At 68.0% G+C, this 23,446-nt stretch carries 17 protein-coding genes; 5 read left to right on the top strand and 12 right to left on the bottom strand.

Annotated elements, in window-relative coordinates:
* Positions 1-127: 127 nt before the first annotated feature.
* From NJD74_RS18200 to NJD74_RS18175, 6 genes are all read right to left on the bottom strand, one after another.
* Positions 128-3,121, bottom strand: coding sequence for an autotransporter domain-containing protein (locus NJD74_RS18200; RefSeq protein ID WP_319624719.1), 2,994 nt, complete (start codon positions 3,119-3,121; stop codon positions 128-130).
* Positions 3,122-3,239: 118 nt separating this feature from the next.
* A complete protein-coding gene (locus NJD74_RS18195; RefSeq protein ID WP_102789402.1) occupies positions 3,240-4,307 on the bottom strand; it encodes a heparan-alpha-glucosaminide N-acetyltransferase domain-containing protein in 1,068 nt (355 codons plus the stop codon).
* Positions 4,304-5,452, bottom strand: a complete 1,149-nt coding sequence (nagA, locus tag NJD74_RS18190) for an N-acetylglucosamine-6-phosphate deacetylase (RefSeq protein WP_313219582.1) — start codon at positions 5,450-5,452, stop codon at positions 4,304-4,306. Before nagA ends, NJD74_RS18195 begins: the two co-directional genes overlap by 4 nt.
* Positions 5,452-6,480 (bottom strand): SIS domain-containing protein, encoded by a 1,029-nt coding sequence (locus tag NJD74_RS18185; RefSeq protein WP_137190371.1) that lies wholly within the window; start codon positions 6,478-6,480, stop codon positions 5,452-5,454. The genes nagA and NJD74_RS18185 overlap by 1 nt, the downstream gene beginning before the upstream one ends.
* Before the next feature lie 6 nt (positions 6,481-6,486).
* The gene (locus NJD74_RS18180; protein ID WP_313211617.1) at positions 6,487-7,554 is read right to left on the bottom strand and encodes a LacI family DNA-binding transcriptional regulator; all 1,068 of its coding nucleotides are present in this window, start codon (positions 7,552-7,554) and stop codon (positions 6,487-6,489) included.
* 42 nt (positions 7,555-7,596) lie between these two features.
* Positions 7,597-8,889, bottom strand: coding sequence for a sugar MFS transporter (locus tag NJD74_RS18175; protein WP_319624718.1), 1,293 nt, complete (start codon positions 8,887-8,889; stop codon positions 7,597-7,599).
* Positions 8,890-9,255: 366 nt separating this feature from the next.
* On the opposite strand from NJD74_RS18175, the gene NJD74_RS18170 reads away from it, so the two are divergent.
* From NJD74_RS18170 to NJD74_RS18160, 3 genes are all read left to right on the top strand, one after another.
* Positions 9,256-10,275, top strand: coding sequence for a glucokinase family protein (locus NJD74_RS18170; RefSeq protein WP_319624717.1), 1,020 nt, complete (start codon positions 9,256-9,258; stop codon positions 10,273-10,275).
* A gap of 155 nt (positions 10,276-10,430) precedes the next feature.
* On the top strand, positions 10,431-13,136 hold the full coding sequence (locus tag NJD74_RS18165) for a TonB-dependent receptor (RefSeq protein WP_019186016.1): 2,706 nt from the start codon (positions 10,431-10,433) through the stop codon (positions 13,134-13,136).
* Between the two features lie 93 nt (positions 13,137-13,229).
* Positions 13,230-15,566, top strand: coding sequence for a family 20 glycosylhydrolase (locus NJD74_RS18160; RefSeq protein ID WP_319624716.1), 2,337 nt, complete (start codon positions 13,230-13,232; stop codon positions 15,564-15,566).
* A gap of 126 nt (positions 15,567-15,692) precedes the next feature.
* Here the strand turns inward: NJD74_RS18160 and NJD74_RS18155 are convergent, their stop codons facing one another.
* Together NJD74_RS18155 and NJD74_RS18150 are read right to left on the bottom strand one after the other, a co-directional pair.
* Positions 15,693-16,082 (bottom strand): hypothetical protein, encoded by a 390-nt coding sequence (locus NJD74_RS18155; protein ID WP_102789397.1) that lies wholly within the window; start codon positions 16,080-16,082, stop codon positions 15,693-15,695.
* Position 16,083: 1 nt separating this feature from the next.
* Positions 16,084-17,268 (bottom strand): class I SAM-dependent methyltransferase, encoded by a 1,185-nt coding sequence (locus NJD74_RS18150; RefSeq protein ID WP_102789430.1) that lies wholly within the window; start codon positions 17,266-17,268, stop codon positions 16,084-16,086.
* A 56-nt stretch (positions 17,269-17,324) separates the two neighbouring features.
* On the opposite strand from NJD74_RS18150, the gene NJD74_RS18145 reads away from it, so the two are divergent.
* Positions 17,325-18,062 carry a pteridine reductase gene (locus tag NJD74_RS18145; protein ID WP_070471968.1) on the top strand — a complete coding sequence of 246 codons (738 nt, stop codon included), beginning with the start codon at positions 17,325-17,327 and terminating at the stop codon, positions 18,060-18,062.
* Positions 18,063-18,208: 146 nt separating this feature from the next.
* Here NJD74_RS18145 and folK read toward each other — a convergent pair whose 3' ends face one another.
* On the bottom strand, positions 18,209-18,700 hold the full coding sequence (folK, locus tag NJD74_RS18140; RefSeq protein ID WP_046274262.1) for a 2-amino-4-hydroxy-6-hydroxymethyldihydropteridine diphosphokinase: 492 nt from the start codon (positions 18,698-18,700) through the stop codon (positions 18,209-18,211).
* Between the two features lie 84 nt (positions 18,701-18,784).
* On the opposite strand from folK, the gene NJD74_RS18135 reads away from it, so the two are divergent.
* Entirely contained in the window at positions 18,785-19,519 is a 735-nt protein-coding gene (locus NJD74_RS18135) for a 20S proteasome subunits A/B (RefSeq protein WP_046274261.1), read from the top strand.
* Here the strand turns inward: NJD74_RS18135 and NJD74_RS18130 are convergent, their stop codons facing one another.
* Genes NJD74_RS18130 through NJD74_RS18120 form a run of 3 tightly spaced genes read right to left on the bottom strand, consistent with a single transcriptional unit; the run spans position 19,520 to position 23,296 of the window.
* On the bottom strand, positions 19,520-21,034 hold the full coding sequence (locus NJD74_RS18130; protein ID WP_019186023.1) for an ATP-binding protein: 1,515 nt from the start codon (positions 21,032-21,034) through the stop codon (positions 19,520-19,522). It abuts the gene before it with no gap.
* A gap of 4 nt (positions 21,035-21,038) precedes the next feature.
* Positions 21,039-21,479, bottom strand: a complete 441-nt coding sequence (locus NJD74_RS18125; protein ID WP_019186024.1) for a response regulator — start codon at positions 21,477-21,479, stop codon at positions 21,039-21,041.
* A complete protein-coding gene (locus tag NJD74_RS18120) occupies positions 21,476-23,296 on the bottom strand; it encodes an ATP-binding protein (protein ID WP_319624715.1) in 1,821 nt (606 codons plus the stop codon). Before NJD74_RS18120 ends, NJD74_RS18125 begins: the two co-directional genes overlap by 4 nt.
* Between the last annotated feature and the right edge of the window lie 150 nt (positions 23,297-23,446).

Genomic DNA, 23,446 nt, shown 5'->3' with positions numbered 1-23,446 from the left:
CTTAGCGCTGCACGCGGTCATTGGCACAGTGCACCGTTCACATCACCAGCGACGCGTGACACTGCAACGCAGCCGGCATCGCCGATTCCGTCCGGCGTGCCGCCGCGGATTCCTGCCTGCCGTCGCCCTACCAGTCCAGCCGCAGCCCGATATTCCCTTCGATCACCTTGCGTTCCTTGCGTGCGCTGCTTTCCAGGTCATGTGTGTAATCGGCCACCGCAAACGCACTGACGTTGCTGTTGAAACGCGCCACCACGCCCACGCCCACTTCCAGCGCACGCGCATCCTGCTGGTTGAGGATGCGGTTACTGTCGAAATCGATGCGGTCTTCGCCGTCCAGAGTCTGCCAGTAGTTGAGCTTGATGTACGGCTGCCAGCCGTTGCCGGCGATGTCGTAGTCGGCAGCCAGGCGCAGGCCGACGCGTCCGGTCCAGGCGTTGTCGTTGTCAAAGCGCAACGCGGACACCGCGTCGCCGGCATCATCCACCGACGTGCGCTGCCAGATCACCTGCAGCTGGGGCTCCAGCCACCACGCACTCTGCCCGAAGCGCAGCAGCGGCTTGCCCACTTCCAGCGAGGCGGTAGTGCCATCGCCACGCACGTCGATGCCCAGCCCGCGCGAGGAGGTTGCGTCGCCGTCGTAGCGGCTCTGCATCACCACCGCGTCCAGGTAGCCACCGGCGCTGCCGGCGCGGGTCCAGTACACGCCCACGTGTTTGTCATCCAGCCGCGTGCGGCCCACCGCAACGTTTTCCCAGCCGATCGCAAAACCGGTCACGTTACCCTGCGCACGGGTGCGCCCGACAAACACGCCGAACTGGTCGCGATGGCTATCGCCCGCGTTGGCGTACAGGTCCAGGCCGGCCTGGATGCCCTGGATATCGCCATCGAAGCCGGGCTGCGCGTCGCCGTCCCACTGCTGTTCGTGGCTCTGCCCCACCAGCCTCGCCCAGGCCGCACGCACGCCGCCCTGCCCGGCCAGCAGACGCTGCTCGCCCTGGCGTTCGTGGAAGGTGCCCACGCTGGCCAGGCTGGTTTCGCGCAGCAGCGGCGGCACCACCGAGTACAGGCCGGTCTCGAAGCGGTACAGCGGAATGATGTCGCCCTGCGCGGGGCGCGCACCGGGCGTGGGCGGCACCGCCAGCGGCCCGGGCACCGCCGCCACGTCGGTGGGCACCGGCGGCGGCGTATCGATGCTGGGCGGCGCGACGTCGGCGGGATCGGCCGGCTCCGGCGGCGGGGCCGGCTCGGGCGCGGCCGGGTTCGGATCATCCGGCGGATTGACGTCCGGCGGCGGCGGCGGTGCAGGCGGCAGGTCAACCGGCGGCGTGCCGGTGCTGTCCGGCGGCGGCGGTGGCAACGTGGTGCCCCCGCCCGGAGGCGGCGCGGGTGCGGGGGTGACGCTGGCCACCAGGGTCGAGCGCAGGTACCAGTTCTCGGCCGTGCCGCCGCTGACCCCGCCCTTGAACAGGAAGTACTCGTACGCACCGGCCGCGACCGGGTTGTACAGCGCGAACGCGGTGGGCGCGGTGGTGGCGCCGTTGATCGCCTGCACCACCAGGATGCCGTCGGCCACGGTGGACGCACCGGCACCGCCAGCGTTGAGGATGCCCACGCCGGTGGTGCCGCTGGCGCTGCCGGTGGAGATCACCAGCTTGTCCGACGCCGAACTGTCGTCGCCCAGCACCGTGTTGAGATACAGCGCGCCGCCATTGCCAACGTAATTGCCGACCACGGTGAAGGTGTCGCCCGCGCCGCCGCCGTTGCTCAGATCGATACGACCGGCGTTGGTGAGCGTGGCCAGCTGCCCGGCCGTGAACGGGGCGACGCCGCCGTTGCTGCCACCGCCGAACACCGCGCTGGTGGCATCGATGTCCAGGCGGCCGGTGCCGCTGGCGCTGTCGCCCAGCACCAGGGTGCCGTCGAAGGCCAGCTGGGTGTCGTCGCGCAGCGCCACCTGTTCCCAGTTGGCAAAGCGCGCCACGCCCCCGGTCTTGACGTTGTCGAAGCCGAGCACGTCGTTGCCCAGCCCACCGTCGAACACCGGCAGCGCGCCCAGGTGGGCGGTACTGAGGTTGGTCAGCTGCGCGACGTCATCGCCTTCGCCGAAATCGATGGCGCCGTGCACCACGCCACCGCCGTTCCAGGTCAGGCTGTCGTTGCCGAAGCTCAGCCGGATTTCGCCGCGCACGGTGCCGCCGGTGATGGTCACCGCGTCATCGCCGCCACTGACGCTGATGTTGCCGCCGATGTAGCCGTCGGACAGCACGATGGTGTCGCGGCCGAAGCCGGTCACCAGGTTGCCATCGATGGTGCCGCCGGACATCAGGAAGGTGTTGTCGTCCAGCTTCATGTTGACCCGGCCGATGCGGCCGCCGGTCATTTCGGCGTAGTCGCCATCGTCGAACGCGCCGACGATGCGGCCGCCGGTCATGCGGAAACGGTCCAGCGCATCGCCCTGCAGCAGGGCACCGATGCTGCCGCCGGTCATCAGGAAGGTGTCGATGCCCGACCCCTGCTGCACCGTGCCGGTCACGCTGCCGCCACTGATCTCCAGGCTGTCCTCGCCATCGCCCTGGTCGACGCTGTCGATTACGCCGTCGCGGATCACCAGGGTGTCGTTGCCCGCGCCCTGCAGCACACCGCCCTGGATGCTGCCGCCGAGCATGTCGATGCGGTCGTTGCCGGCACCTGACACGACGCCGCCGGTACTGCCGGCAATGGTGCCGCGGTTGGTCAGGTAGGTGGCCCCGTTGAGCTGCAGCGCGCGGCCGGCGTTGGCGATGATGCTGCCATCGTTGTTGATGACATGCCCGGTGCCGGCCTGCACGGTGATGGCGTTGCCGCTGGCGATACCGATCTGCGCGTTGGCCAGCACGTTGATGGTGGTGTTGGACGCGACACCAGCGGTGACGATCGCCACCGGATCCGGATTGGGCGCTGCGGTCGAGCAGGTCACCGTCTGGTCCTGCCCGGGCGCGGGGTTGTCGCAGCCGGCCCAGGCCGGCGCGGTACCGGCCAGCAGGACCGTGCCCAGCGCGCCCCCGCAGCCCCGACGCAGCCAATGTGAAATACGGTCTGCCAGCACGGTGCGTGCCGGCGAAACGGGCATCGAGCGCATACGCCTTTCCTGTTCTACAAGAGGGGGTACGGCAACGGCCCAGTGCTTCTACGCAGACCGGCGTCAGTACTTTTACCGCCGTGCCGTGATGGGGGGGTAAACGTACGTGATGCCCATCCTAAATTTTGAGGTAGATGCGCCGCGCGTCCAGCGCCCACACCACGCCCCACCACACCGCCACGAAGCCGAGCGCACACAGCAGCGAGGCCAGTGCGGGGGCCGTCGGCAGCAGCGTCGATAGGGCTTGATACAGCCATCCCCACGCGCCGCTGGCCATCAGCAGCAGCGCCATCGCTGACGAGCCGAGGTAGGCGGCAATGGCGTTGACGCCAAAGCGTCGGCCCAGCGCCGGCGCACCCCAGCGATCCACCAGCAGGTGGGCCAGCAGCAAGGCCGCCACCGACATCCCGCCCGTCCACAGCACGAAACTGGGGGTCCACAGCTGCTTGTTGAGGGGCAGCCACAACGCGGCCACGCCGCCCAGGAGCAGGCATGCAGTTGCCAGCGCCGCCAGCCCACCCACCTGCCCCACCCGCAGCCACGCGCCCGCACGCAGCCCCAGCAGCGTGCTGGCGAGCGCGCCCAGGCTGCTCAGCAGCCCTTCCGGGTCGTGGCCGAGCCCGGTCAGCGGGTCGTACTTGTAGAGCAGCGGCGCGAACAACCCGGTATCCAGGCGGCTGGCCGGGTTGACCCACGGTGCCAGCGAACCGGCCCCCAGCAGGATCGCCGCGTACGCCAGCAGCAGCGCGACCAGCACCGCCCATTGCGTGCGCGCGCGCGTCTGGATCGCCAGCAGCCCGACCACCGCCACGCACAGCGCGATCCGTTGCAGCACGCCCCACAGCCGGTAGGCCGGCAGGTCCATCAGCCACCACGCCAGCAGGTGCAGCACCGCGCCGGCCACCGCGATGCGCAGCGCACGCTGCAGCAGGCCACTGCGCAGGGCCGGGCGCAACGCAGGCTCGCCCGCGCGCGGCGACAGGCTGAAGGCCATCGACACGCCGGCAATGAACAGGAACAGCGGGAAGATCAGGTCGGTGGGCGTGAAGCCGTGCCAGTCCGCATGCAGCAGCGGTGCATACACATGGCCCCAGTCGCCGGGGTTGTTGACCAGCAGCATCGCCGCCACGGTCAGCCCGCGCAGGGCATCGATCGAGCCCATGCGCGGCGATGGGGAGGCGGTCATGCGTCCTCGCGCTCGCCGGCAATCCAGGTGGCGCGCACCTGCAGTGCGTCGTCGAGCAGCACCAGGTCGGCCTGGTAGCCCTCGGCGATCTCGCCCAGGCGGTCGTCCAGGTTGAGGAACTGCGCCGGGTAACGCGAGGCCATGCGTGCGGCCTCGTCCAGCGGCAGGCCGAGCAGGTGCACCGCGTTGCGCACCGCCGTGGCCATGTCCAGCGCCGAGCCCGCCAGCGAACCGGCGGCATTGCGCACCACGCCGTCCACGGCCGTGATCACTTCGCCATACAGCTCATAGCTGGGGCTGTCGGCACCCACCGGCGGCATCGCGTCGGTGACCAGCATCACCTTGCCGCGCGGCTTGGCCGCCAGCGCCACGCGCAGGCTGGCCGGGTGCACGTGCACGCCGTCGGCGATGATGCCGATCCAGCTGTCGCGGTCTTCCAGCGCCGCGCCCACCGCACCTGGCTCGCGCCCGGTCAACGGCGACATCGCGTTGTAGAGATGGGTGAAACCGCGGATGCCGGCGTCCAGACCGGCGCGCGCTTCTTCGTAACTGGCGGCGGTATGCCCGGCGGCCACGATCACGCCGCGTTCGACCAGCGCGCGGATGCTCTCCAGCGGCACCCGTTCGGGGGCCAGGGTCAACAGGGTCACGCCGTTGTCGAGCGAGGCCGCCATCGCGATCTCGTCAGCGTCGGGCACGCGGAATTTGTTGGCGTCATGGGTGCCCTTGCGCGCCGGCGCGATGTACGGGCCTTCCAGGTGGATGCCGAGCACGCCGGGCACGCCCTGCGCGATGGCCGCGCGGGTGGCGTCGATCGCGCGGCGCATCACCTGCACATCGTCGCTGATCAGCGTGGGCAGCAGCCCGGTGGTGCCGAAGCGGCGGTGCGCGGCAGCCAGCGTGCGCAGGCTCTCCACGTCGGGCGTGTTGTTGAACAGCACGCCGCCGCCACCGTTGACCTGCGCGTCGATGAAGCCCGGCAGCAGCCAGCCACCGCCCAGGTCCACCTGTTCGTCGGCGCTGCCCAGTTGCGGGGCCGCGTCGGAGACCAGCGCGGTGATGCGGCCGTCTTCGATCACCACTGCCAGGTCGTCGCGGAACTCATCGCCGGCCAGGATCCGGGCATTGCGCAGGACGGTTTTCATCAGACAGTTTCCGTCACCTTGTTCAGATGCGGCGGCAGGTCCGGGTTGTGCCCGCGGCGCAGCGCCAGTGCGTTGATGGCGCGATAGAAGGCCTGCACGGTGAGCAGCGGTGCGCAGGCCGGGTGCGGCGCAACCGGCAGCGCCAGGTCGCCATCGACGTCGGCCAGCCACACCTGCGCGTCGCGCGCGCCGAACTCCTGCAGCACCGCGCGGGTGCCCGCGCCGGTTTCATCGGGCTGGGCAAACGCCAGCACCGGGAAGCCCGGGCCCACCAGCGCCATCGGGCCATGCTTCACTTCGGCCGAGCTATAGGCCTCGGCATGCAGGCCGCAGGTCTCCTTGAACTTCAGCGCGGCTTCCTGGGCCGCGCCCAGGCCCAGGCCGCGGCCAAGCACGAACAGGTTGTGCGCCGGCACCAGGCCCTCAGTCAGCGCCGACCAGTCGCTGTTCCAGGCCTGGCGCAATGCATCGGGCAGCGCCCGCAGCGCGGCGATCAGTGCCGCGTCCTGGCTCCAGTAGGCCACCAGCTGCAGGATCGCCGACAACGAGGCCAGGTAGCTCTTGGTCGCCGCCACGCTGCGCTCGGCACCGGCCCCCAGCGGGATCACCGTTTCGGCCAGCTGCGCCAGCGGTGAATCCTCCACGTTCACCAACGCGACCACGCGCGCACCGGCCGCACGCGCGGCCTCCGCGTTGCGCAGCAGGTCCGGGCTCTTGCCCGACTGCGAAATGACGATGTACAGCGCGCCCCGCAGTTTCAGCGGCGCTTCGTACACCGAGCCCACCGACGGCGACGCCGAGGCAGTCACCAGCCCGAGGCGCGTTTCCAGCAGGTACTTGGCGTAGGTGGCGGCATGGTCCGAGCTGCCCCGCGCGCAGGTCACCACGAACGGCGGCGGCGCCGCGCGCAGGCTGGCGGCCAGCGTCTCCACGGCCACCTGGTTGCGCGCGAACTGCGCGGCGATCACATCGGCAGCCTCGGCGGCTTCGCGGTACATCAGGGTGTCGTGGGGAGCAGGCAGGGACATGGGGACTCAGGTCGTTTCAGGAGAAGGAAGCCGTGCACCCTGCGGGCGCATCGGCGCGGTGGAGCCACGCACCACCAGCTGCGGCACGAAGCCCTGGTTCTGCAGCTGCAGTGGTGCGTCGTCGTAGGCATCGCTGCGCAGCTGCGCGATCAGCAGGCGCGCGGCATGCCGGGCGATGTCTTCGGTGGCCTGCTTGGCGGTGGTCAACGGCGGCCAGGACTGGCGCGAGAACGGGCTGTCCTCGAAACCGGCAATGGACAGGTCGTAGGGCACGTTCATGCCGGTGGACTTGGCTGCCGCCAGCACGCCGGCGGCGATTTCATCGTTGGAGCCGAAGATCGCGGTGGGCGGTTCGCGCAGCGCCAGCAACCGTCGTGCGCCGCGGAAACCATCATCGAAGGTGTAATCGCCCTGCACCACCAGGTGCTTGTCGATGCTCATGCCGTAATCGCGCAGCGCCGCTTCGTAGCCGGCATAGCGTTCGCCGCTGGAGCGGTGCGAGGTGCCGCCCCACAGGAAGCCGATCCGCTGGTGGCCCAGCTGGATCAGGTGCTCGGTGATTTCATAGGCCGCTTCGCGGTCATCGACGAACACGCACGCGCCGTCTTCGGGATCGGCGGTGGCGGCGATGATGCGCACCAGCTTGATGCCGCGGGCAGTGAGCGCGGCCACCAGATCCTTGCGCTCGGACATCGGCGCGGTCAGCACCAGCCCGGCCAGGCGCGAACGCTGCACCCAGTCGGCCAGTTCTTCGGCGAGCATCGGCGAGCTGGAATCGCAGGGGTGGATCTGCAGCCCGAAGCCGGTTTCGCGACAGGCGGCGAGCACGCCGTTCTGCACGCCGATGATGTGGTACGGGTTGGGGTTGTCGTAGACCAGCCCGACCACCAGCGTGGTGCCGGTGCGCAGGTTGCGCGCGGCCGGATCGGGCTCGTAGTCCAGCTCGGCGATCGCACGCAGCACCCGTGCACGGGTGGCCTGCATCACCGAGGGCTCGTTGTTGATGACCCGCGAGACCGTCTTCAGCGATACCTTGGCCCGTTCGGCGACATCCTTGATGGTCGCTCTACGCATCGTCTTTTCCTGGCTGACCGGTTGAGCGTCCATGATCGCCGATCACTGCCCGTCGCGGGACAGCCCGACGCGGTGGCCGCGCACCGAATAGAACAGGATGTACAGGTAGCAGGGCACCATCAGGCCGGCGAACACCCACTGGAAATCGAAGTGCTGCTTGAGCACGGCAAACAGCTGGGGAATGATCGCGCCACCGGCGATGGCCATCACCAGCAGGGCCGAGCCGGTCTCGGTGAAGCGGCCCAGGCCGCGGATCGCCAGCGGGAAGATCGCCGGCCACATCATCGCGTTGGCAAAGCCCAGGGCCGCCACGAAGCCCACCGAGACATAGCCGTGGGTCAGCAGCGCGCCGATGCAGAACAGCACGCCCAGCACCGCCGATATGCTCAGGTAGCGCGACTGCGAGACCAGGTGCGGGATCAGCGCCAGGCCGGCCAGGTAGCCGATCAGCATCGCGCCCAGGGTGATCGAGGTGAACATCTTGGTCTGGTCCAGCGGCAGGTCGAAGCCGTGGCCGTAAGTGCCGATCGCATCGCCGGCCATCACTTCCACGCCGACGTACACGAACAGGCACAGCACGCCCAGCCACAGGTGCGGGAACTGGAAGATGCTGGTGCGCTCGGCCACCCCGGGCGCGCGGGCCGGCGTGGCATTGGCTTCAGCGGTCTTCAGCTCGGGCAGCGGCGAGAACAGCACGCCCACTGCCAGCACCACCAGCAGCCCGGCCATGGCCATGTACGGCAGCTGGATCTTGGCGGCGAAGTCATTGAGCAGCACCGTCTTGGCGGCCGCATCGGCGACCTTCACCTGGGCGTCCAGATCGCCGATGCCATGCAGCACCAGCGTGCCGATCAGCACCGGGGCCAGCATGCCGGCGATCTTGTTGCAGATGCCCATCAGCGCAATGCGCCGGGCCGCCGTCTCGATCGGGCCCAGGATGCTGATGTACGGGTTGACCGCCGTCTGCAGCAGGGCCAGGCCACTGCCGATGACGAACAGGCCGCTGAGCGCGCCCGGGTACCAGCGCTGCTGGGCGAAGTGCGCGAAGACCACCGCACCGGCCGCCATCACCAGCAGGCTCAGGCTCAGGCCCTTCTTCATGCCGGTGCGCTTGAGGATCCACGAGGCCGGCAGCGCCAGGAAGAAATACGACAGGTAGAAGACCATCAGCACCAGGAAGGCGCCGACCTCGTCCAGCTCGAAGGCGAGCTTGACGAAGGTGATCAACGGGCCGTTGAGCCAGGTGAAGAAGCCGATCAGGAAGAACAGCACGCCGATGATCAGGATCGAGGTAAGCACGCTCGAACGCGCGGAGGCAGCAGGCACGGCAGACATCAAGGAGGCTCCTGCATCGACGGCGCCGGGGCGGCATCGGAAGAGTGGCTGGGAACAACGTTGTCACATTTATTCGTTGGAGCCGCCAGGTTTGTCAACAACTGGTTCACGCCAGCGCCGCGCATTGTCCTTTGCTGCACCTGCGCAATCTGGCGGCAGCGCTCGGCGCGGGGGGAGCAGAGTCCGTATTCACGGTAGTTTGCGAAAACATGACGGCAGTGTGATGAAAACGTTTTCCCGCGCAAACCCACGTTGCGGCGCAGCATCGAAAGTGTGAGGTTATCGTTGACATCGTTGTCAGAACGATTACAGACTCCGCCTCAATCGCCGGGTCAGCCCTGGCCGTGCCCAACCGATGGAGTCCGTGTGACCAACGCCGCCCACGCTGTACCGGCCCATGCCCCGCCCGCCGCGACGCCGCCGTTCCTGGCCGCCGACGTGGGTGGCACGCATGTCCGGGTTGGCCGGGTCCAGGCCAGCGCCGATCCGGCCCATCCGGTGGAGCTGCTGGACTACCGCAAGTTCCGCAATGCGGATTACGCCGGCCTCAGCGCGATCCTGTCCGACTTCCTGGCCGACGGCCCGCGCCCGACGCATTGCGTGGTCGCCACCGCCGGCTATGCCCGCGAAGACGGCACGGTGATCACCGCCAACCTGCCCTGGCCACTGTCGGCACGTCAGATCGAACGTGATGTCGGCCTGGACCAGGTCTATATCGTCAACGACTTCGAGGCCGTGGCCTACGCCGCCGCGCAGGTCGATGCCAGCGGCGTGCTGCAGCTGACCGGCCCGGCCACCGCACCGCGCGGCCCGACCCTGGTGGTCGGCCCCGGTACCGGCCTCGGCGCGGCCGTGTGGATCCCGACCGCCCACGGCGCCGTGGTCCTGGCGACCGAAGCCGGCCAGCCGACCCTGGCCACCACCACCGAACTGGAGATGGCGATCGTGCGGCAGATGCTGCGCGATCGCTCGCACGTCTCGGTCGAGCAGGCGCTGTCCGGCCCCGGCCTGATGAACCTGTACCGCGCGCTGTGCGCATTGAACGGCCAGACCCCCGCGCTGACCACCCCGGATGCGATCACCGCTGCTGCGATGGCCGACCAGGATCCGCTCGCACGGCAGAGCCTGGATGTGTTCTGCGGCCTGCTCGGCAGCACGATCGGCGACATGGCGCTGCAGTACGGCGTCACCGGCGGTGTCTACCTGGCCGGCGGCATCCTGCCGCAGATCCGCGACTTCCTGTTGAACAGCACCTTCGTCGAGCGGTACCTCAACAAGGGGCCGATGCGCGAGGCACTGGAACGTATTCCCGTGAAAGTGGTCGAGCACGGGCAGCTGGGCGTCATCGGCGCCGCCAGCTGGTACCTCGGCCGCTCGGAAACCTGACCTGCCACGGCGCCGGAATCGGCGCTGCGGACACCGCACCACGCAGTACGTAGCACCCAAGGCGCACCCGGACAACAGGCGCGCGGCACAGTCGTACCAGACGCAAGCAAACCGACGCCGTCGCCGGCGACCATCGAGTGATGAGGAGAGACATCATGAACACCCGCAAGACCCTGCTTTCCGCAGCCATCGTCAGCTGCCTGGCCTTCAGCGCCCACGCGCAGCAAGCCGCCCCCACCGCCACCGATCTGGACACCGTGCAGGTCACCGGCATCCGTGGCTCGATGGAAAAGTCGCTGGATACCAAGCGCGATGCCAATGCGCGCCTGGAAGTGGTCACCGCCGAAGACGTGGGCAAGCTGCCCGCACACAACGTCGCCGACACCCTGCAGCGCCTGCCCGGTGTGAACATCAGCTCGTCCAGCGCCGACGAAGGCGGCTTCGATGAAGCCGACCGTGTCAGCCTGCGCGGCACCAGCCCGAGCCTGACCCAGACCCTCATCAACGGCCACAGCGTCGGCTCGGCCGACTGGTTCGTGCTCAGCCAGGGCAACAACGTCGGCCGCAGCGTGAGCTATTCGTTGCTGCCGTCCGAGCTGGTCAGCTCGGTGGAAGTAAACAAGTCCTCGCAGGCCAAGCTGCAGGACGGCGGTACCACCGGCACCGTCAACATCATTACCCGTACCCCGCTGCAGTTCGCCAAGCAGTTCACGGCCGAGGCATCGGTGGGCGCCGTGCGTTCGGACCAGGCCGACTCGACCGATCCGCAGTACTCGGCGCTGTTCAACTACAAGAATGACGCCAACACGTTCGGTGTGCTGGTGCAGGGCTTCTACCAGGAGCGCGAACTGCGCCGTGAAGCGCAGGAAATCCCCGGCGGCTTCTTCGCACTCAAGGCAACCGATCCGGTCGTGGCCGGCATCCCCGACCCGGCCAATCCGGGCCAGTTCCTGCAGGCGCCGCGCCCGGACCTGGAAGGCCTGTCCATTCCCGGCCTGCTGGGTTCGACCCTGTTCGAGCAGACCCGCAAGCGCAAGGGTGGCATGGTCACCCTGCAGTGGAAGCCGATCGACACGCTGACCCTGGGCCTGAGCGGCTTCACCTCCGAACTGGAAGCGAACAACTACAACCGCAACTTCATGATGTTCGGCAGCGGCTTCGGCCGGAGCCAGGCCCCGGATCCGGGTTACACCGTGGTCGATGGCGTGATCACCAACGCGACGTACACCGGCGTTCCCGGTACGAACTACGGCGTGTACGACATGATCTACCGCGAGGCCACCGCCAAGAGCAGCTACGTCACCTTCGACGCGGACTGGCAGATCAACGACAACCTGAACGCAAAGTTCCAGGCCGGCACCACCAAGGGCACCGGCGAAACCCCGCGCCAGTTCATCGCCGAAGTCACCGTCGGCCAGGGTGGCGGCGCGTCCTACGCCAGCCACGGCGCCGGCTCCCCGGTCGACTGGAACATCGGCGGCGACCTGAGCGAAGCAGGCGTCACCAGCTTCGGCACCTGGGGCAACCAGCTGGTCAAGGCCGAAGACAAGGAAGACTGGGCGTCGGTGGATTTCAATCAGTACTTCAGCGACGGTGGCGCGCTGAGCTCGATCGACTTCGGCCTGCGTTTCGCCGACCACGAACGTGAGGCCCTGTCGCCGGAAGGCGCCTCCCCGGGCGACATCTGGTCGGCGCTGCGCGGCAGCGCCACCGGGCAGTACCCGGGCAACTTCGCCAGCGGCGTGGGCGGCACCTTCCCGCGCAACATCTGGTACTACACCCCGGATGCGCTGAAGAACGCCATCATCAACAACTCGACCTGGCTGGCCGGCAATGACGGTCCCGACGGCCGCCACAACTACGGCGCCGAGTGGAAGGTGAAGGAAAAGAACTTCGCCGGTTACGTGCAGGCCAACTTCGCCGGTGACTGGTGGAGCGGCAACCTCGGCCTGCGCTACGTCAACATCAAGCAGGACATCGATACCTACCTGGCCGTCAGCGACCCGGCCCGCGCCGACGTGCGCAGCCTGTTCGGCATGTGGCAGCGCCAGGCCTTCGAGAACAAGCACGACCGCGTGCTGCCGAGCGCCAACATCAAGTTCGACCTGGACGACGACCTCGTGCTGCGCGTGGCCGCATCGCAGACCCAGACGCTGCCGGACTACTCGGCACTGGGTGCGTCCTCGTGGGGTTCGGATCTGAACAAGACCGGCGGTGGCGGCAACCCCGACCTGAAGCCGACCCTGTCCAGCAACCTGGACGCCAACCTGGAGTGGTACTTCATGCCGCGCGGCCTGGTGTCGGTGGGCGCGTACCATATGCGCCTGAAGGACTACATCGCCTTCGACGTGGTCCAGCGCCAGCTGTTCAGCGAACTGACCAACCAGCTTGAAACCTACGACATCTCCACCCCGATCAATGCCGACGGGCAGGTCACCGGCGTGGAAGTGGCTTACGAGCAGCCGATCGGCGAGTACTTCGGCGTCAATGCCAACTACACCTACGCCAACGGCAAGACCGACCACACCTGGGCCGATGGCACCAACAACCTGCTGGGCACGTCGAAGAACACCTACAACGTGGGTGCCTACTTCGAGAACGAGCGCTTCGGCGCCCGCGTCAGCTACACCCGCCGCTCTTCGTTCCTGATCAGCCTGTCCGGTACCAACCCGTACTACCAGGATGACTTCGGCACGCTGTCGGCGTCGCTCAGCTACAAGGCGACGGACTGGCTGAGCATCAGCCTGGATGGCCTGAACCTCAACAACCCGACCTACAAGTACTACCAGAGCGCGTTGATTCCGACCTCGTTCTACTCCAACGGCCGCCAGTACTATCTGAACTTCCGCTTCAAGTACTGATCGCCGCGGTAACACGCTGCACACCTGAAACGGGCCCGGATTTCCGGGCCCGTTTCGCAGGTGGAACCCGATTCGCTACAAAGGAATGACCCGATGCACACCCGCACCCGTCGTACCTCGCTGTCGCTGCTGTCCTTCGCACTGGCACTTTCCCTCGCCCCGCTGGCCCAGGCCACCGACGCACAGGCACCGAACGGCCCGCAGGCCCTGCCCGGCTCGCTGATGCTGATTCCCGCACCGGCCAGGGTCGACCGCCTCGACGGCGCCGGCTATACGGTGAGCGCGGCCACCCCGGTGCATGCGCAGGGCCAGGCCGCCGGCCGCGTTGCTGCCCAGTTCGCCACCCTGCTGCGCAACAGCGGTGGCCCGGCGGTGACGGTCAGCGAAGGACGCGGCAAGGACGGCATCCGCTTCGTACTCGACGCCACGCTCAAGACCGGCGCCGAGGGCTACCAGCTGCGTTCGGACGCGCGCGGCGCAACAGTGCAGGCCGCAACCGAAGCCGGACTGTTCTACGGTGCGGCCACGCTCTCGCAGCTGCTCACCGGTGGCAGCCAGGGGCAACTCCCGGCGCTGCGCATCGACGATGCCCCCCGTTTCAGCTGGCGCGGCCTGATGCTCGATTCGGCCCGCCACTTCCAGAGCCTGGATGAGATCAAGCAGGTCCTCGATGCGATGGCCGAGCAGAAGCTCAACACCTTCCATTGGCATCTCACCGATGACCAGGGCTGGCGCATGGAGATCAAGCGCTACCCGAAACTGACCGGCGTCGGCAGCTGCCGCATTCCGGCCGGCGATGGCGGCCGCGATCCGGTCACCGGCGCCGAGCGCCCGTACTGCGGCTTCTATACGCAGGACCAGATCCGCGAGGTGATCGCGTATGCGGCTGCACGCCACATCCAGGTCATTCCGGAGATCGACGTCCCGGGCCACGCGACCGCGGCGATCGCGGCCTATCCCGAGCTTGGCACCCTCGACACGCCGCTCAGGCCGTTGAGCGAATGGGGCGTGTTCCCGAACCTGTTCAACACCGAAGACAGCACCTTCGCGTTTCTCGAGAACGTGCTGGAAGAGGTCATCGCGCTGTTCCCGGCCAAGTACGTACACGTGGGCGGCGACGAAGCGGTCAAGGACCAGTGGGAAGCCTCCGCGCGGGTGCAGGCGCGCATGCGCGAGCTGGGCGCCGGTGATGAGATGGAAATGCAGAGCCACATCATCAAACGCCTGGAGATCTTCCTGGAAAAGCACGACAGGCGGCTGATCGGCTGGGACGAGATCCTCGAGGGCGGCCTGCCGCCGGAGGCCACGGTGATGTCCTGGCGCGGCACCGAAGGCGGCCTCAAGGCGGCCAGCGAGGGCCATGACGTGGTGATGTCGCCGGTGACGGACATGTACATGGATTACCTGCAGACCAACTCGCCGAACGAGCCGCCGGGCCGCCCGGCGACGATTCCGCTGGCGCGCGTGTACGGTTTCGAGCCGGTGCCCGATGCACTGGCCAAGGACAAGCAGCACCACATCCTCGGCCTGCAGGCCAACATGTTCACCGAGCACACCCGCAGCTACGCCCGCCTGCAGCACAACCTGTTCCCGCGCCTGGCCGCCGTGGCCGAGACCGGCTGGTCGCCGCGCGAACGACGCGACTACGCCGATTTCCTGGCGCGCCTGCCGGCGCAGCTGCAGCGATACCAGGCCATGGGCATTGCGTACGCACAGACCCCGTTCCAGGTGGAGCTGGACAACCGCGATGACCGTAGCGCCGGCACCGCGACGCTGGCCCTGCGCAGCCCCCTCGGCTACGACATCCACTACAGCGTGGACGGCAGCGCGGTCACCGCCCGCTCACCGCGCTACACCGCCCCGCTGCAGCAGCCGCTGCCGGTGGCGCTGCAGGCGGCCACGTTCTTCAATGGCCAGGCACTGGCCAAGGCGGCCAGCCGCTTCGACATCACCGCTACCTCGCTGCTGTCGCGCACCGACGAGCAGCTCGCGCAGTGCCCGGGCGAAGGCCACCTGCTGCTGCGCCTGGAAGACGACGGCCCGGCCGAGGGCAAGCGGGCGATCTTCAACGTGGACATCTTCAACCCGTGCTGGCTGTGGAAGGATGCGGACGTGGACGGCATCGCCAAGCTGCGCGTGCGTGCCGGACAGATTCCGTACTACTTCCAGCTGGCCCACGATGAGCCGAACCGCCGCTTCGCGCCCAAGCGCAGCGCACACGGGGAGATGGACATCCTCGGCGGGCAGTGCGATGGCAAGCCGCTGGCCAGCGTGACGCTGCCGGCCGCCCCGGGCGCCGATGGCTTCATCACCCTGGAGGCTGCATTGCCGCGGTCGCTGAAGGGCACGCAGAACCTGTGCGTGCGCTTCACCGGCGATACCCGGCCGACGATGTGGGTGCTGGATGAGATGACCTTGCTGCCGCGGTGACGCCGCAGCCGCAGGCGGTCGTGCCGGCCGCTGGCCGGCACTTCATGAATCCGGCATCGCCAGGTTGCCGGCCAGCGGCCGGCACTACCCGTCATGCGTCGTACGGGCGGCAGTACCGCTGCCGCATTACCCGCGCAGGCGTACCAGCAGATCGCGCAACGGGGTCAACACGATCGCCATGCCGGCCAGCACGCCAACGCTGTTGGCGAGCGCATCCATCGGGTCGGCCATGCGGTTGACGGTCAAGGCGCCCTGCGCGAATTCGATGCCAATACCCAGCGCGACCAGGCCGACCGCGGCCCAGATCAGGGCCGCGCGTCGCTGGTAGATCTGCACTGCCGACGAGGCCAGCAGGAAGTACGCGAGGAAGTGTTCGATCTTGTCGCTGTTCTCCGGCAACGTGAGCGGCGGCGGCGGGATCAGACAGACCACGATCGTGCCCAACACCGCCCCCCACCACAGCGCCAGCCAGAACCGCGGCCAGCGCAGCGGCTTCAACAGGTTCGTGGCGGCCACGTTACAGGCGCCAGGTCAGATCGCCGAGCGCGAACGCCGGTTCGAAATCGACATCGCGCTGGAAGCCCATGACCTGGAAGCGCTCGCCCATCCCGGTCGGCAACGTCAGCTTTTTCACCTGGTCGCGCAGCCGCACACGGCCGATCTCGTCGGTGCGCGCATCGGCTTTTTGCAACAGCGCATCCAGCCCGTTGCCGAGCAGGAAACTGGCCTGGGTGCAGTAACCGGCCAGCTCGAAACCGGCGCCCGTGCCGGCTTCGGCCAGCGCGGTGAAGTCCACCGAGGCGGTGAGGTCCTGAAGGCCCGGCCAGCGATACAGGTCGTTGTGCACGTGGTGGCGGTAGAACGCGCGCACGGTGCCGTCGTCGCGGTCGTCCTGGTAATACTCGTTGCGCGGGTAGCCGTAATCGACGAACAGCATCGCGCCGCGCTTCAAGCCGCCGGCAATGGCCTGGATCCAGTACGGCAGTTGCGGCAGCAGTTCGGAACGGTAGCCGTCGGCGAAGGGCTTTTCGCGGTAATGCTCGACGTGGCGGACCGCGGCACTGAGCATCGCATCGGCCGGCTGCGCGCCACGCACGAAGGCGCCGTCGGCATCCAGTTCGACGGTCTCTTCATAGACCATGCCGTCGCGCGCCAGGAAGCGCGGCGTCGGCAGCGCGTCGATCACTTCGTTGGCGAAGACCATGCCATCCCAGTCATCATCGAACGGGCCGTTCAGCCATTCCACCAGGGCGAACACCGGTGGAATCAACGCCTTTTCCAGGCGCTCGCGCTGGCGCTGCCGCAGGTCCGCGCTGGGTTCCAGGATCGCGTAGCGCTCGGGCAGCGCGTCCAGTTCCAGCATGCGCTTGAGCATCACTTCGGCAAACGCGCCGCTGCCGCCACCGACCTCCATGAAGCGCGCCTGCGGCCCGAGCTGCTGCATCACCGGGGCGATCGCATTGGCCAGCGTGGCGGCGAACAGCGCGCCGATTTCCGGCGAGGTGGTGAAATCGCCGGCGGCCCCGAACTTGCTGGCACCGGCGCTGTAGTAGCCCCAACCGGGCGCGTACAGGCTCAGCTCCATGAAGCGGGAGAACGGCATCGCGCCGCCGTTGGCAAGGATTTCAGCGCGCAGCGCCGCAGCCAGCTCGTCGCTGTGGGCCAGGGCGTCGGATTCGGGGAGGGGCAGTGGGGAATGCATGGCGCGGGCGATTGCGGTGACAATGCACAGCATAGCCTGAGCAGGGAGTACCCCCGATGACCGATACCGCGCCCGTGGCGCTGATCACCGGCAGCGCGCGCCGGATCGGCGCGGCCATCGCCCGCCAGTTCCACGCCTGTGGCTGGTCGGTGGTGCTGCACGCCCACACCTCCACCAACGAGCTGCAGCAGATGGCCTTCGACATGGACATGCTGCGCCCGGGCAGCGTGCTGGCGCTGCAGGCCGACCTGCGCGATGCCGAGGCCCTGCCCGATCTGATCGACCAGACCGTGGCCCAGTTCGGCCGGCTGGACACGCTGGTCAACAATGCCTCCAACTTCTACCCCACCCTGCTTGGCCAGATCACCGCCGCCCAGTGGGATGACCTGTTCGCGGTCAATGCGCGTGCCCCGCTGCTGCTGGCCCAGGCCGCCGCGCCGCACCTGCGCCGCCAGCAGGGCAGCATCGTCAACCTGACCGATCTGCATGGTACCCAGCCGATGCGCGACCACCCGGTGTACGCGGCCGCCAAGGCGGCGCTGGAAATGGTGACCCGCTCGCTGGCGCTGGAACTGGCGCCCAAGGTACGGGTCAACGCGGTCGCGCCCGGGGCGATCCTGTGGCCGGAACAGGGCAAGGATGATTTCGCCCAGCAGGCGCTGCTGGCGCGTACCCCGCTGGCCCGCACCGGCACCGTGGAGGAGATCGCCGAGGCGGTGTACTGGCTGGCCACGGATGCGGCGTTCGTGACCGGGCACACCCTGCGCGTGGATGGCGGGCGGACGTTGTCCTGAACACCCGTTGGACCGCCCCGGTAGTGCCGGCCGCTGGCCGGCTCCTCGTGAACCCGACGTGGCCGCAGTACAGGCCGCTGGCCGGCTCCGCATGAATCAGGTGTTGTCGCAGTGCCGGCCAGCGGCCGGCACTGCCCGGTGCATGATTACGCGGGCAACAGGTCCATCGTGTCGAACGGCTCGCCGAACTGCCGGTGGGCACGCCACAGCGCCTCCAGGGTCAACCCGCTGACCGGATCGCGGAACGCCGGCGCGATATCGGCCAGCGGCTTGAGCACGAAAGCATGCTTGAGTTCGGGGCGCGGAATGCGCAGATGGCCGGGGCCCTCCACGATCAGGTCGCCGTAGAACACCACATCGATGTCCAGGGTGCGGTCGCTGAAGCGCGGGCCGCTGCGGTCGCGCCCGTGGGCGTCTTCCAGCGCATGCAGCCAATCATCCAGCGTCTGCAATGGCAGGTCGGTCTCGATCGCCACCGCATTGTTGAGGAAATCCGGGCCATCGAAGCCCACCGCGGCGGTGCGGTAGGCCGGCGAGACCGCGATCGTGCCGAAGCGCGCGCGCAGGGCCTCCACCGCGGCGTGAAGGTGCTGTTGCGGCTGCAGGTTGCTGCCCAGGCTCAGGAGCGCAGTGGTCATGGTATTCAGCGTACGTGGGGCGATTCCACACCGGGCCAACAGGGCCAGCGCATAGAATCGGGGTGCACATCATAGGACACCGACATGACCTATTGCGTCGGCATCGAGGTGGACGAAGGCCTGGTCTTCGCCGCCGATACCCGTACCAACGCGTCGCTGGACGACGTGCGCGTGCACCGCAAGCTGCACGAGTTCGAGTTCCCCGGGGAGGCGGCCTTCGTGATCATGGCCGCCGGCAACCTGGCGACCACCCAGCTGCTGATCTCGCGGCTGCGCCGTGACGTGGAAGAGCAGCGGCCGGAAAACCTGCGCGCCTACCGGCATCTGTTCGAAGTGGCCGAGTACGTGGGCCGGGTCCTGCTCGACAGCCAGGTCAAATCCAGCACGCATGAGGCGGGCCAGGACGGCATCGTGACCCAGGCGACGCTGATCCTCGGTGGCCAGATCGGCGGCGAGCACCCCGGGCTGTACATGATCTATCCGCTCGGCAATGCCATCGCGGCCTCGCCGGAAACCCCGTTCCTGCAGATCGGCGAATCCAAGTACGGCAAGCCGATTTTGGACAGGATCCTGCGCCCTCAGACCCGCCTGGAAGATGCCGCGCGCACCGCCATCGTCTCGCTGGACTCCACGATCCGGTCCAATCTCTCGGTGGGCTTGCCGGTGGATCTGGTGCTGATCCGCAAGGATGACCTGCGCATCACCCAGCGCATGCGCCTGGCCGGCGACAGCCCGCTGTATGCCGAGATCCACGGCAACTGGTCGTACAAACTCGAACAGGCCGTGGCCAGCCTCCCACGCTTTCCGTGGGAAGGCTGATCAGGCGGTTTCCAGCGCCTCGGCCACCGAACGGAATACCTGCTGCATTTCCAGCGGCTTGCGCAGTACGTGCACGTTGATGCCGGGCGGGAACACCGCCAGCGGCACGGTGACATCGGCTTCTTCCAGCACCAGCGCCGGACCGCGATAGCCCAGCGTGGCCATCTCGCCCAGCAGGTGGCTGGCCGAGAGCAGCTTGGAACCGGCATCGGCGATCACCAGCGCGGGCATGCTTTCCTGCTGCATCCAGCGCAGCGCGGCCGCGCCATCGGAGGCCAGCTGCAGGTGGTAACCCTGGCTGGAGAGCGCGTTGCCCAGCAGCGACAGGCGCGTCGCCTCACCATCCACGACCAGGATCGACTGGCCGGCACCGGCGGCGATCGGCCCATCCACGGCGTCGGCGGTGTCGGTGATCTCGCGCATCGGCAGCAGCAGATCGAAGCGCGTGCCCACACCGGGCTGGCTGTCGACGTGGATGCTGCCGTGCGCGCCCTCGATGATGCGCTTGCACGAGATCAGGCCCAGGCCGGTGCCGGTCGCCTTGGTGGTGAAGAAGGGATTGAACAGGTGCGAGAGCGTGTCCGCATCCATGCCGATGCCCTCGTCGGTCACCGAGATGCGCAGCCAGTCGTCGCCATGGGTATCGGCCGCAGGGGCGGCACGCAGGGTCAGACGGCCGCCATTGGGCATGGCCTGGATGGCATTAAGGGACAGGTTGAGCAGTACCTGCTGCAGCTCGGTGTAGTTGGCATCCACCGCCAGGCCGTCGGCCACCTCCAGGTGCAGGGTGACCTTGGCCGGCAGGTTGCTGCGCAGGAGCAGCTCCACGCCTTCGAACAGGTGGACCAGGCAGATGTGTTCGCTGGGCTTGCGCGACCCGCGCACGAAGGACAGCATCGACTCGGCCATCTCATGACCACGCCGGCCGCACTCGGCGATGATGTCGGCCAGGTGGTGCAGCTGCGGGTCTTCGGTCCGCGCCTTCATCAGGTCGGGCATGATCAGCAGCGGCTGCAGGATGTTGCGCAGGTCGTGGCTGAGCCCGGCCGCCAGCAGCGACAGGCTTTCCAGCCGCTGGGCACGCATCAGCTCGGCTTCCACGCGCTGGCGGTCGATCGCGCTGCGCGCTTCGCGCACCGCACGGGCCACCGCCGAGGGCAGGCGCGCCGGCTGGTGTTTGATGATGTAGTCGTTGGCGCCCTGGTGCAGGGCCGCCACGGCGTTTTCCTCACCCATCGTGCCGGACACGAAGATGAAGGGCACCTCGGGCAAGGCAGCGCGCACGATCTGCAGCGCCTCGTTGCCGGAGAAGCCGGGCATGCTCAGGTCGGAGAGCACGATGTCCGGCGCGGCGCGCTCGAGCGCCTCACGCAGTTCCTGCGCGCTCTCCACCCGCTCGAAGCTGGCTTCCAGGCCAGCGTCGAGCATCTGTTCGCACATCAGTTCGGCGTCTTCCGGCGAATCCTCGATCAGCAGGATCCGCAGGGCACCCAACGCAGGGCCGGTCAGCGGCATGGGCTTACTCGATCTCCGGTGCCTGGTTGATCAGGCCCCAGAACTTGCCCAGGGTCTGCACGGCGCCGAAGAACTGGTCCACGTCCACCGGCTTGACCACGTACGCGTTCACGCCCATGTCCCAGCTGCGCGCCAGATCGCTTTCTTCGCGCGAGGAGGACAGGATCACCACCGGCAGCCGCTTGAGCTCCTCGGTGTTGCGGATTTCCTTGAGCACTTCCAGGCCGTCCATGCGCGGCATCTTGATGTCCAGCAGCAGCACCGCCGGCAGGCCTTCGTCGCGGTTGGCGAAGGCGCCACGGCGCAGCAGGTAGTCCATCGCTTCCACGCCGTCTTCGACGTGCACGATCGGGTTGGCCAGGCGGGCCTCCTTCAAGGCGTCGATGGCCATCTCGGCGTCGGCGGGGCTGTCCTCGGCAAGGAGGATGGTACGGAGAGCGGTCATGCGGCGGAGCCCTTGTTGATTGCGTCGAGCGCGGGTGGAAGAACGAAGTGGAACGTGGCGCCTTGATCGACCGCCGATTCGGCCCAGATGCGGCCGCCGTGGCGGGTCAGCACCCGGCGGACACTGGCCAGGCCGATGCCCGTGCCCGGGTAGTCGCTGGCCTTGTGCAGCCGCTGGAACACCCCGAACAGCTTGCCGGCATAGGCCATGTCGAACCCGGCGCCGTTGTCGCGCACCGTGAACAGATGGCTGCCGTCAGGCTGCAGCTTGTAGTCGACCTCGATCCGGGCCGGCTCGCGGTTGGAAGAATACTTGATCGCGTTGCCGAGCAGATTCAGCCAGACCTGGCGCATCATGTTTTCATCGGAAACGATGATCGGCAGCGGCGCGATCTTCCAGTCGACATTGTGCGGCACGCCGCTGCTCTCGGCCTCGCTCTGCTGGTTGGCATCGAGCATGGCGCGGGTATCGGCGACCAGCGACTGCATGTCCACCGCCTGCAGCCGCATCGCCGCCCGGCCCAGGCGCGAATAGACCAGCAGATCGTCGATCAGCGCGGCCATGCGCCGGGCGGAATTGGAAATCACGCCCAGGTAATGCAGGGACTTCTCGTCGGCCTCGTCGCCCAGGTGGCGGGTGAGCTTGTCGGAGAAGCCGGCCACGTGGCGCAACGGCGCGCGCAGATCGTGCGAGACCGAGTAACTGAAGGCTTCCAGTTCGCGATTCACCTCCGAGACCTGCTCGACCTTGCCTTCAAGCTGGCGGTTCAGTTCCTCCACCCGCAGCTGTACGGCGCGCTGCACGGTGACATCGCTGACCGTCATCAGCACCACTTCATCGTCCTTGTCCGGCAGCGGCATGCGCCGCGCGTTGATCAGCATGATCCGCACCACGTCATCGGCGGTGCGCTGTTCGTGTTCGTAATCCCACAGCTCGCGGCCGCGCAGCAGCACGTCGGTCAGCCGCTGGCGGACCACTGCATCGGCCCAGGCCCCGTCGCCGATGCTGTCCAGCGGCAGGCCTTCGGCCGAGGTCTCCTCGTCCAGCCCGTACAGTTCGGCGAACGCGGGATTGTGCATCTGCACGCGCAGGCTGCGGTCCAGCAGCACGATCGGCTCGCGCACCGTGTGCAGCACCGACGCGGCACGTCCGGCCGCGCGCAGCGAGGCGCGTTCGGCGCTGAGACGATGGCGGATCTGACGTTGCAGCAGCCACAGCACCAGGCCGAGCAGCAGCAGCTGCACCACCAGCGCCGACCAGGAAATGAACTCGCCCTGGCGCTGCTGGGCCGCGAACAGCGCCGAGCGCTTGGCGAGCAGCTGCTCTTCGGTGGCCTGCAGTTCTTCGACCAGGTTGCGGATGGGGTAGCGGGTGGTCAGGTCGGCCACCAGCTGCCGCTGGTCGGCATCGGGCGCCGAGCGAGCCAGCTGCTTGGCCAGCTCCATGCGGCGTTCGAGCATGGACTGGATGCGACCGATGCGGATCAGCTGATCGGGATTGTCACGGGTCAGCTCGGCCAGCCGGGCCAGCCGCCCGGGGATATCGTCGGCCTGGGCCAGGCGTTCGCGCAGGCCAGGCGCATCGATGCCCTTGGACATGGTCAACGCGGCCGATTCGACATCGCGCACGTCGGCCTGCAATTGGTATACGGCCACGCCGACATCCTGGGTGTGGGTGACCCAGTTCATCGCATCGATGTTGTCATCAGCCAACTTGCGCAGGGTGAGCCACGGCACCACGATGATGGCTACCGCCGCCAGGGCCAGTGCCGGCAATCGCCAGCGGTCCCAGATTTGATCACTGAACACCAGCGCCATAGTCCCTCTTCAGCTCGGTGCCACACCCGGTCCTGCCCATGCGCGTACAGCCGGCATGCGCACCGCACGGCGATGGCGAAGCGCTGAATATACTCCACCCCTTTGTGAATACGCGGCCCCTCACCTGACTGAACCGCGCGCGGGCTCGGC

Origin of the sequence: Stenotrophomonas sp. RG-453, assembly GCF_033843685.1 — a bacterium.
Taxonomy (GTDB): Bacteria; Pseudomonadota; Gammaproteobacteria; order Xanthomonadales; family Xanthomonadaceae; genus Stenotrophomonas; species Stenotrophomonas bentonitica_A.
Note: the sequence above shows the minus strand (reverse complement) of the source record. Positions and strands in the feature narration are given on the sequence as shown.

Coding starts and splice junctions, on each gene's coding strand:
- NJD74_RS18200 (WP_319624719.1), bottom strand. CDS start 3,121: ATGCGCTCGATGCCCGTTTCGCCGGCACGCACCGTGCTGGCAGACCGT.
- NJD74_RS18195 (WP_102789402.1), bottom strand. CDS start 4,307: ATGACCGCCTCCCCATCGCCGCGCATGGGCTCGATCGATGCCCTGCGC.
- nagA (WP_313219582.1), bottom strand. CDS start 5,452: ATGAAAACCGTCCTGCGCAATGCCCGGATCCTGGCCGGCGATGAGTTC.
- NJD74_RS18185 (WP_137190371.1), bottom strand. CDS start 6,480: ATGTCCCTGCCTGCTCCCCACGACACCCTGATGTACCGCGAAGCCGCC.
- NJD74_RS18180 (WP_313211617.1), bottom strand. CDS start 7,554: ATGCGTAGAGCGACCATCAAGGATGTCGCCGAACGGGCCAAGGTATCG.
- NJD74_RS18175 (WP_319624718.1), bottom strand. CDS start 8,889: ATGTCTGCCGTGCCTGCTGCCTCCGCGCGTTCGAGCGTGCTTACCTCG.
- NJD74_RS18165 (WP_019186016.1), top strand. CDS start 10,431: ATGAACACCCGCAAGACCCTGCTTTCCGCAGCCATCGTCAGCTGCCTG.
- NJD74_RS18160 (WP_319624716.1), top strand. CDS start 13,230: ATGCACACCCGCACCCGTCGTACCTCGCTGTCGCTGCTGTCCTTCGCA.
- NJD74_RS18150 (WP_102789430.1), bottom strand. CDS start 17,268: ATGCATTCCCCACTGCCCCTCCCCGAATCCGACGCCCTGGCCCACAGC.
- NJD74_RS18145 (WP_070471968.1), top strand. CDS start 17,325: ATGACCGATACCGCGCCCGTGGCGCTGATCACCGGCAGCGCGCGCCGG.
- folK (WP_046274262.1), bottom strand. CDS start 18,700: ATGACCACTGCGCTCCTGAGCCTGGGCAGCAACCTGCAGCCGCAACAG.
- NJD74_RS18135 (WP_046274261.1), top strand. CDS start 18,785: ATGACCTATTGCGTCGGCATCGAGGTGGACGAAGGCCTGGTCTTCGCC.
- NJD74_RS18130 (WP_019186023.1), bottom strand. CDS start 21,034: ATGCCGCTGACCGGCCCTGCGTTGGGTGCCCTGCGGATCCTGCTGATC.
- NJD74_RS18125 (WP_019186024.1), bottom strand. CDS start 21,479: ATGACCGCTCTCCGTACCATCCTCCTTGCCGAGGACAGCCCCGCCGAC.
- NJD74_RS18120 (WP_319624715.1), bottom strand. CDS start 23,296: ATGGCGCTGGTGTTCAGTGATCAAATCTGGGACCGCTGGCGATTGCCG.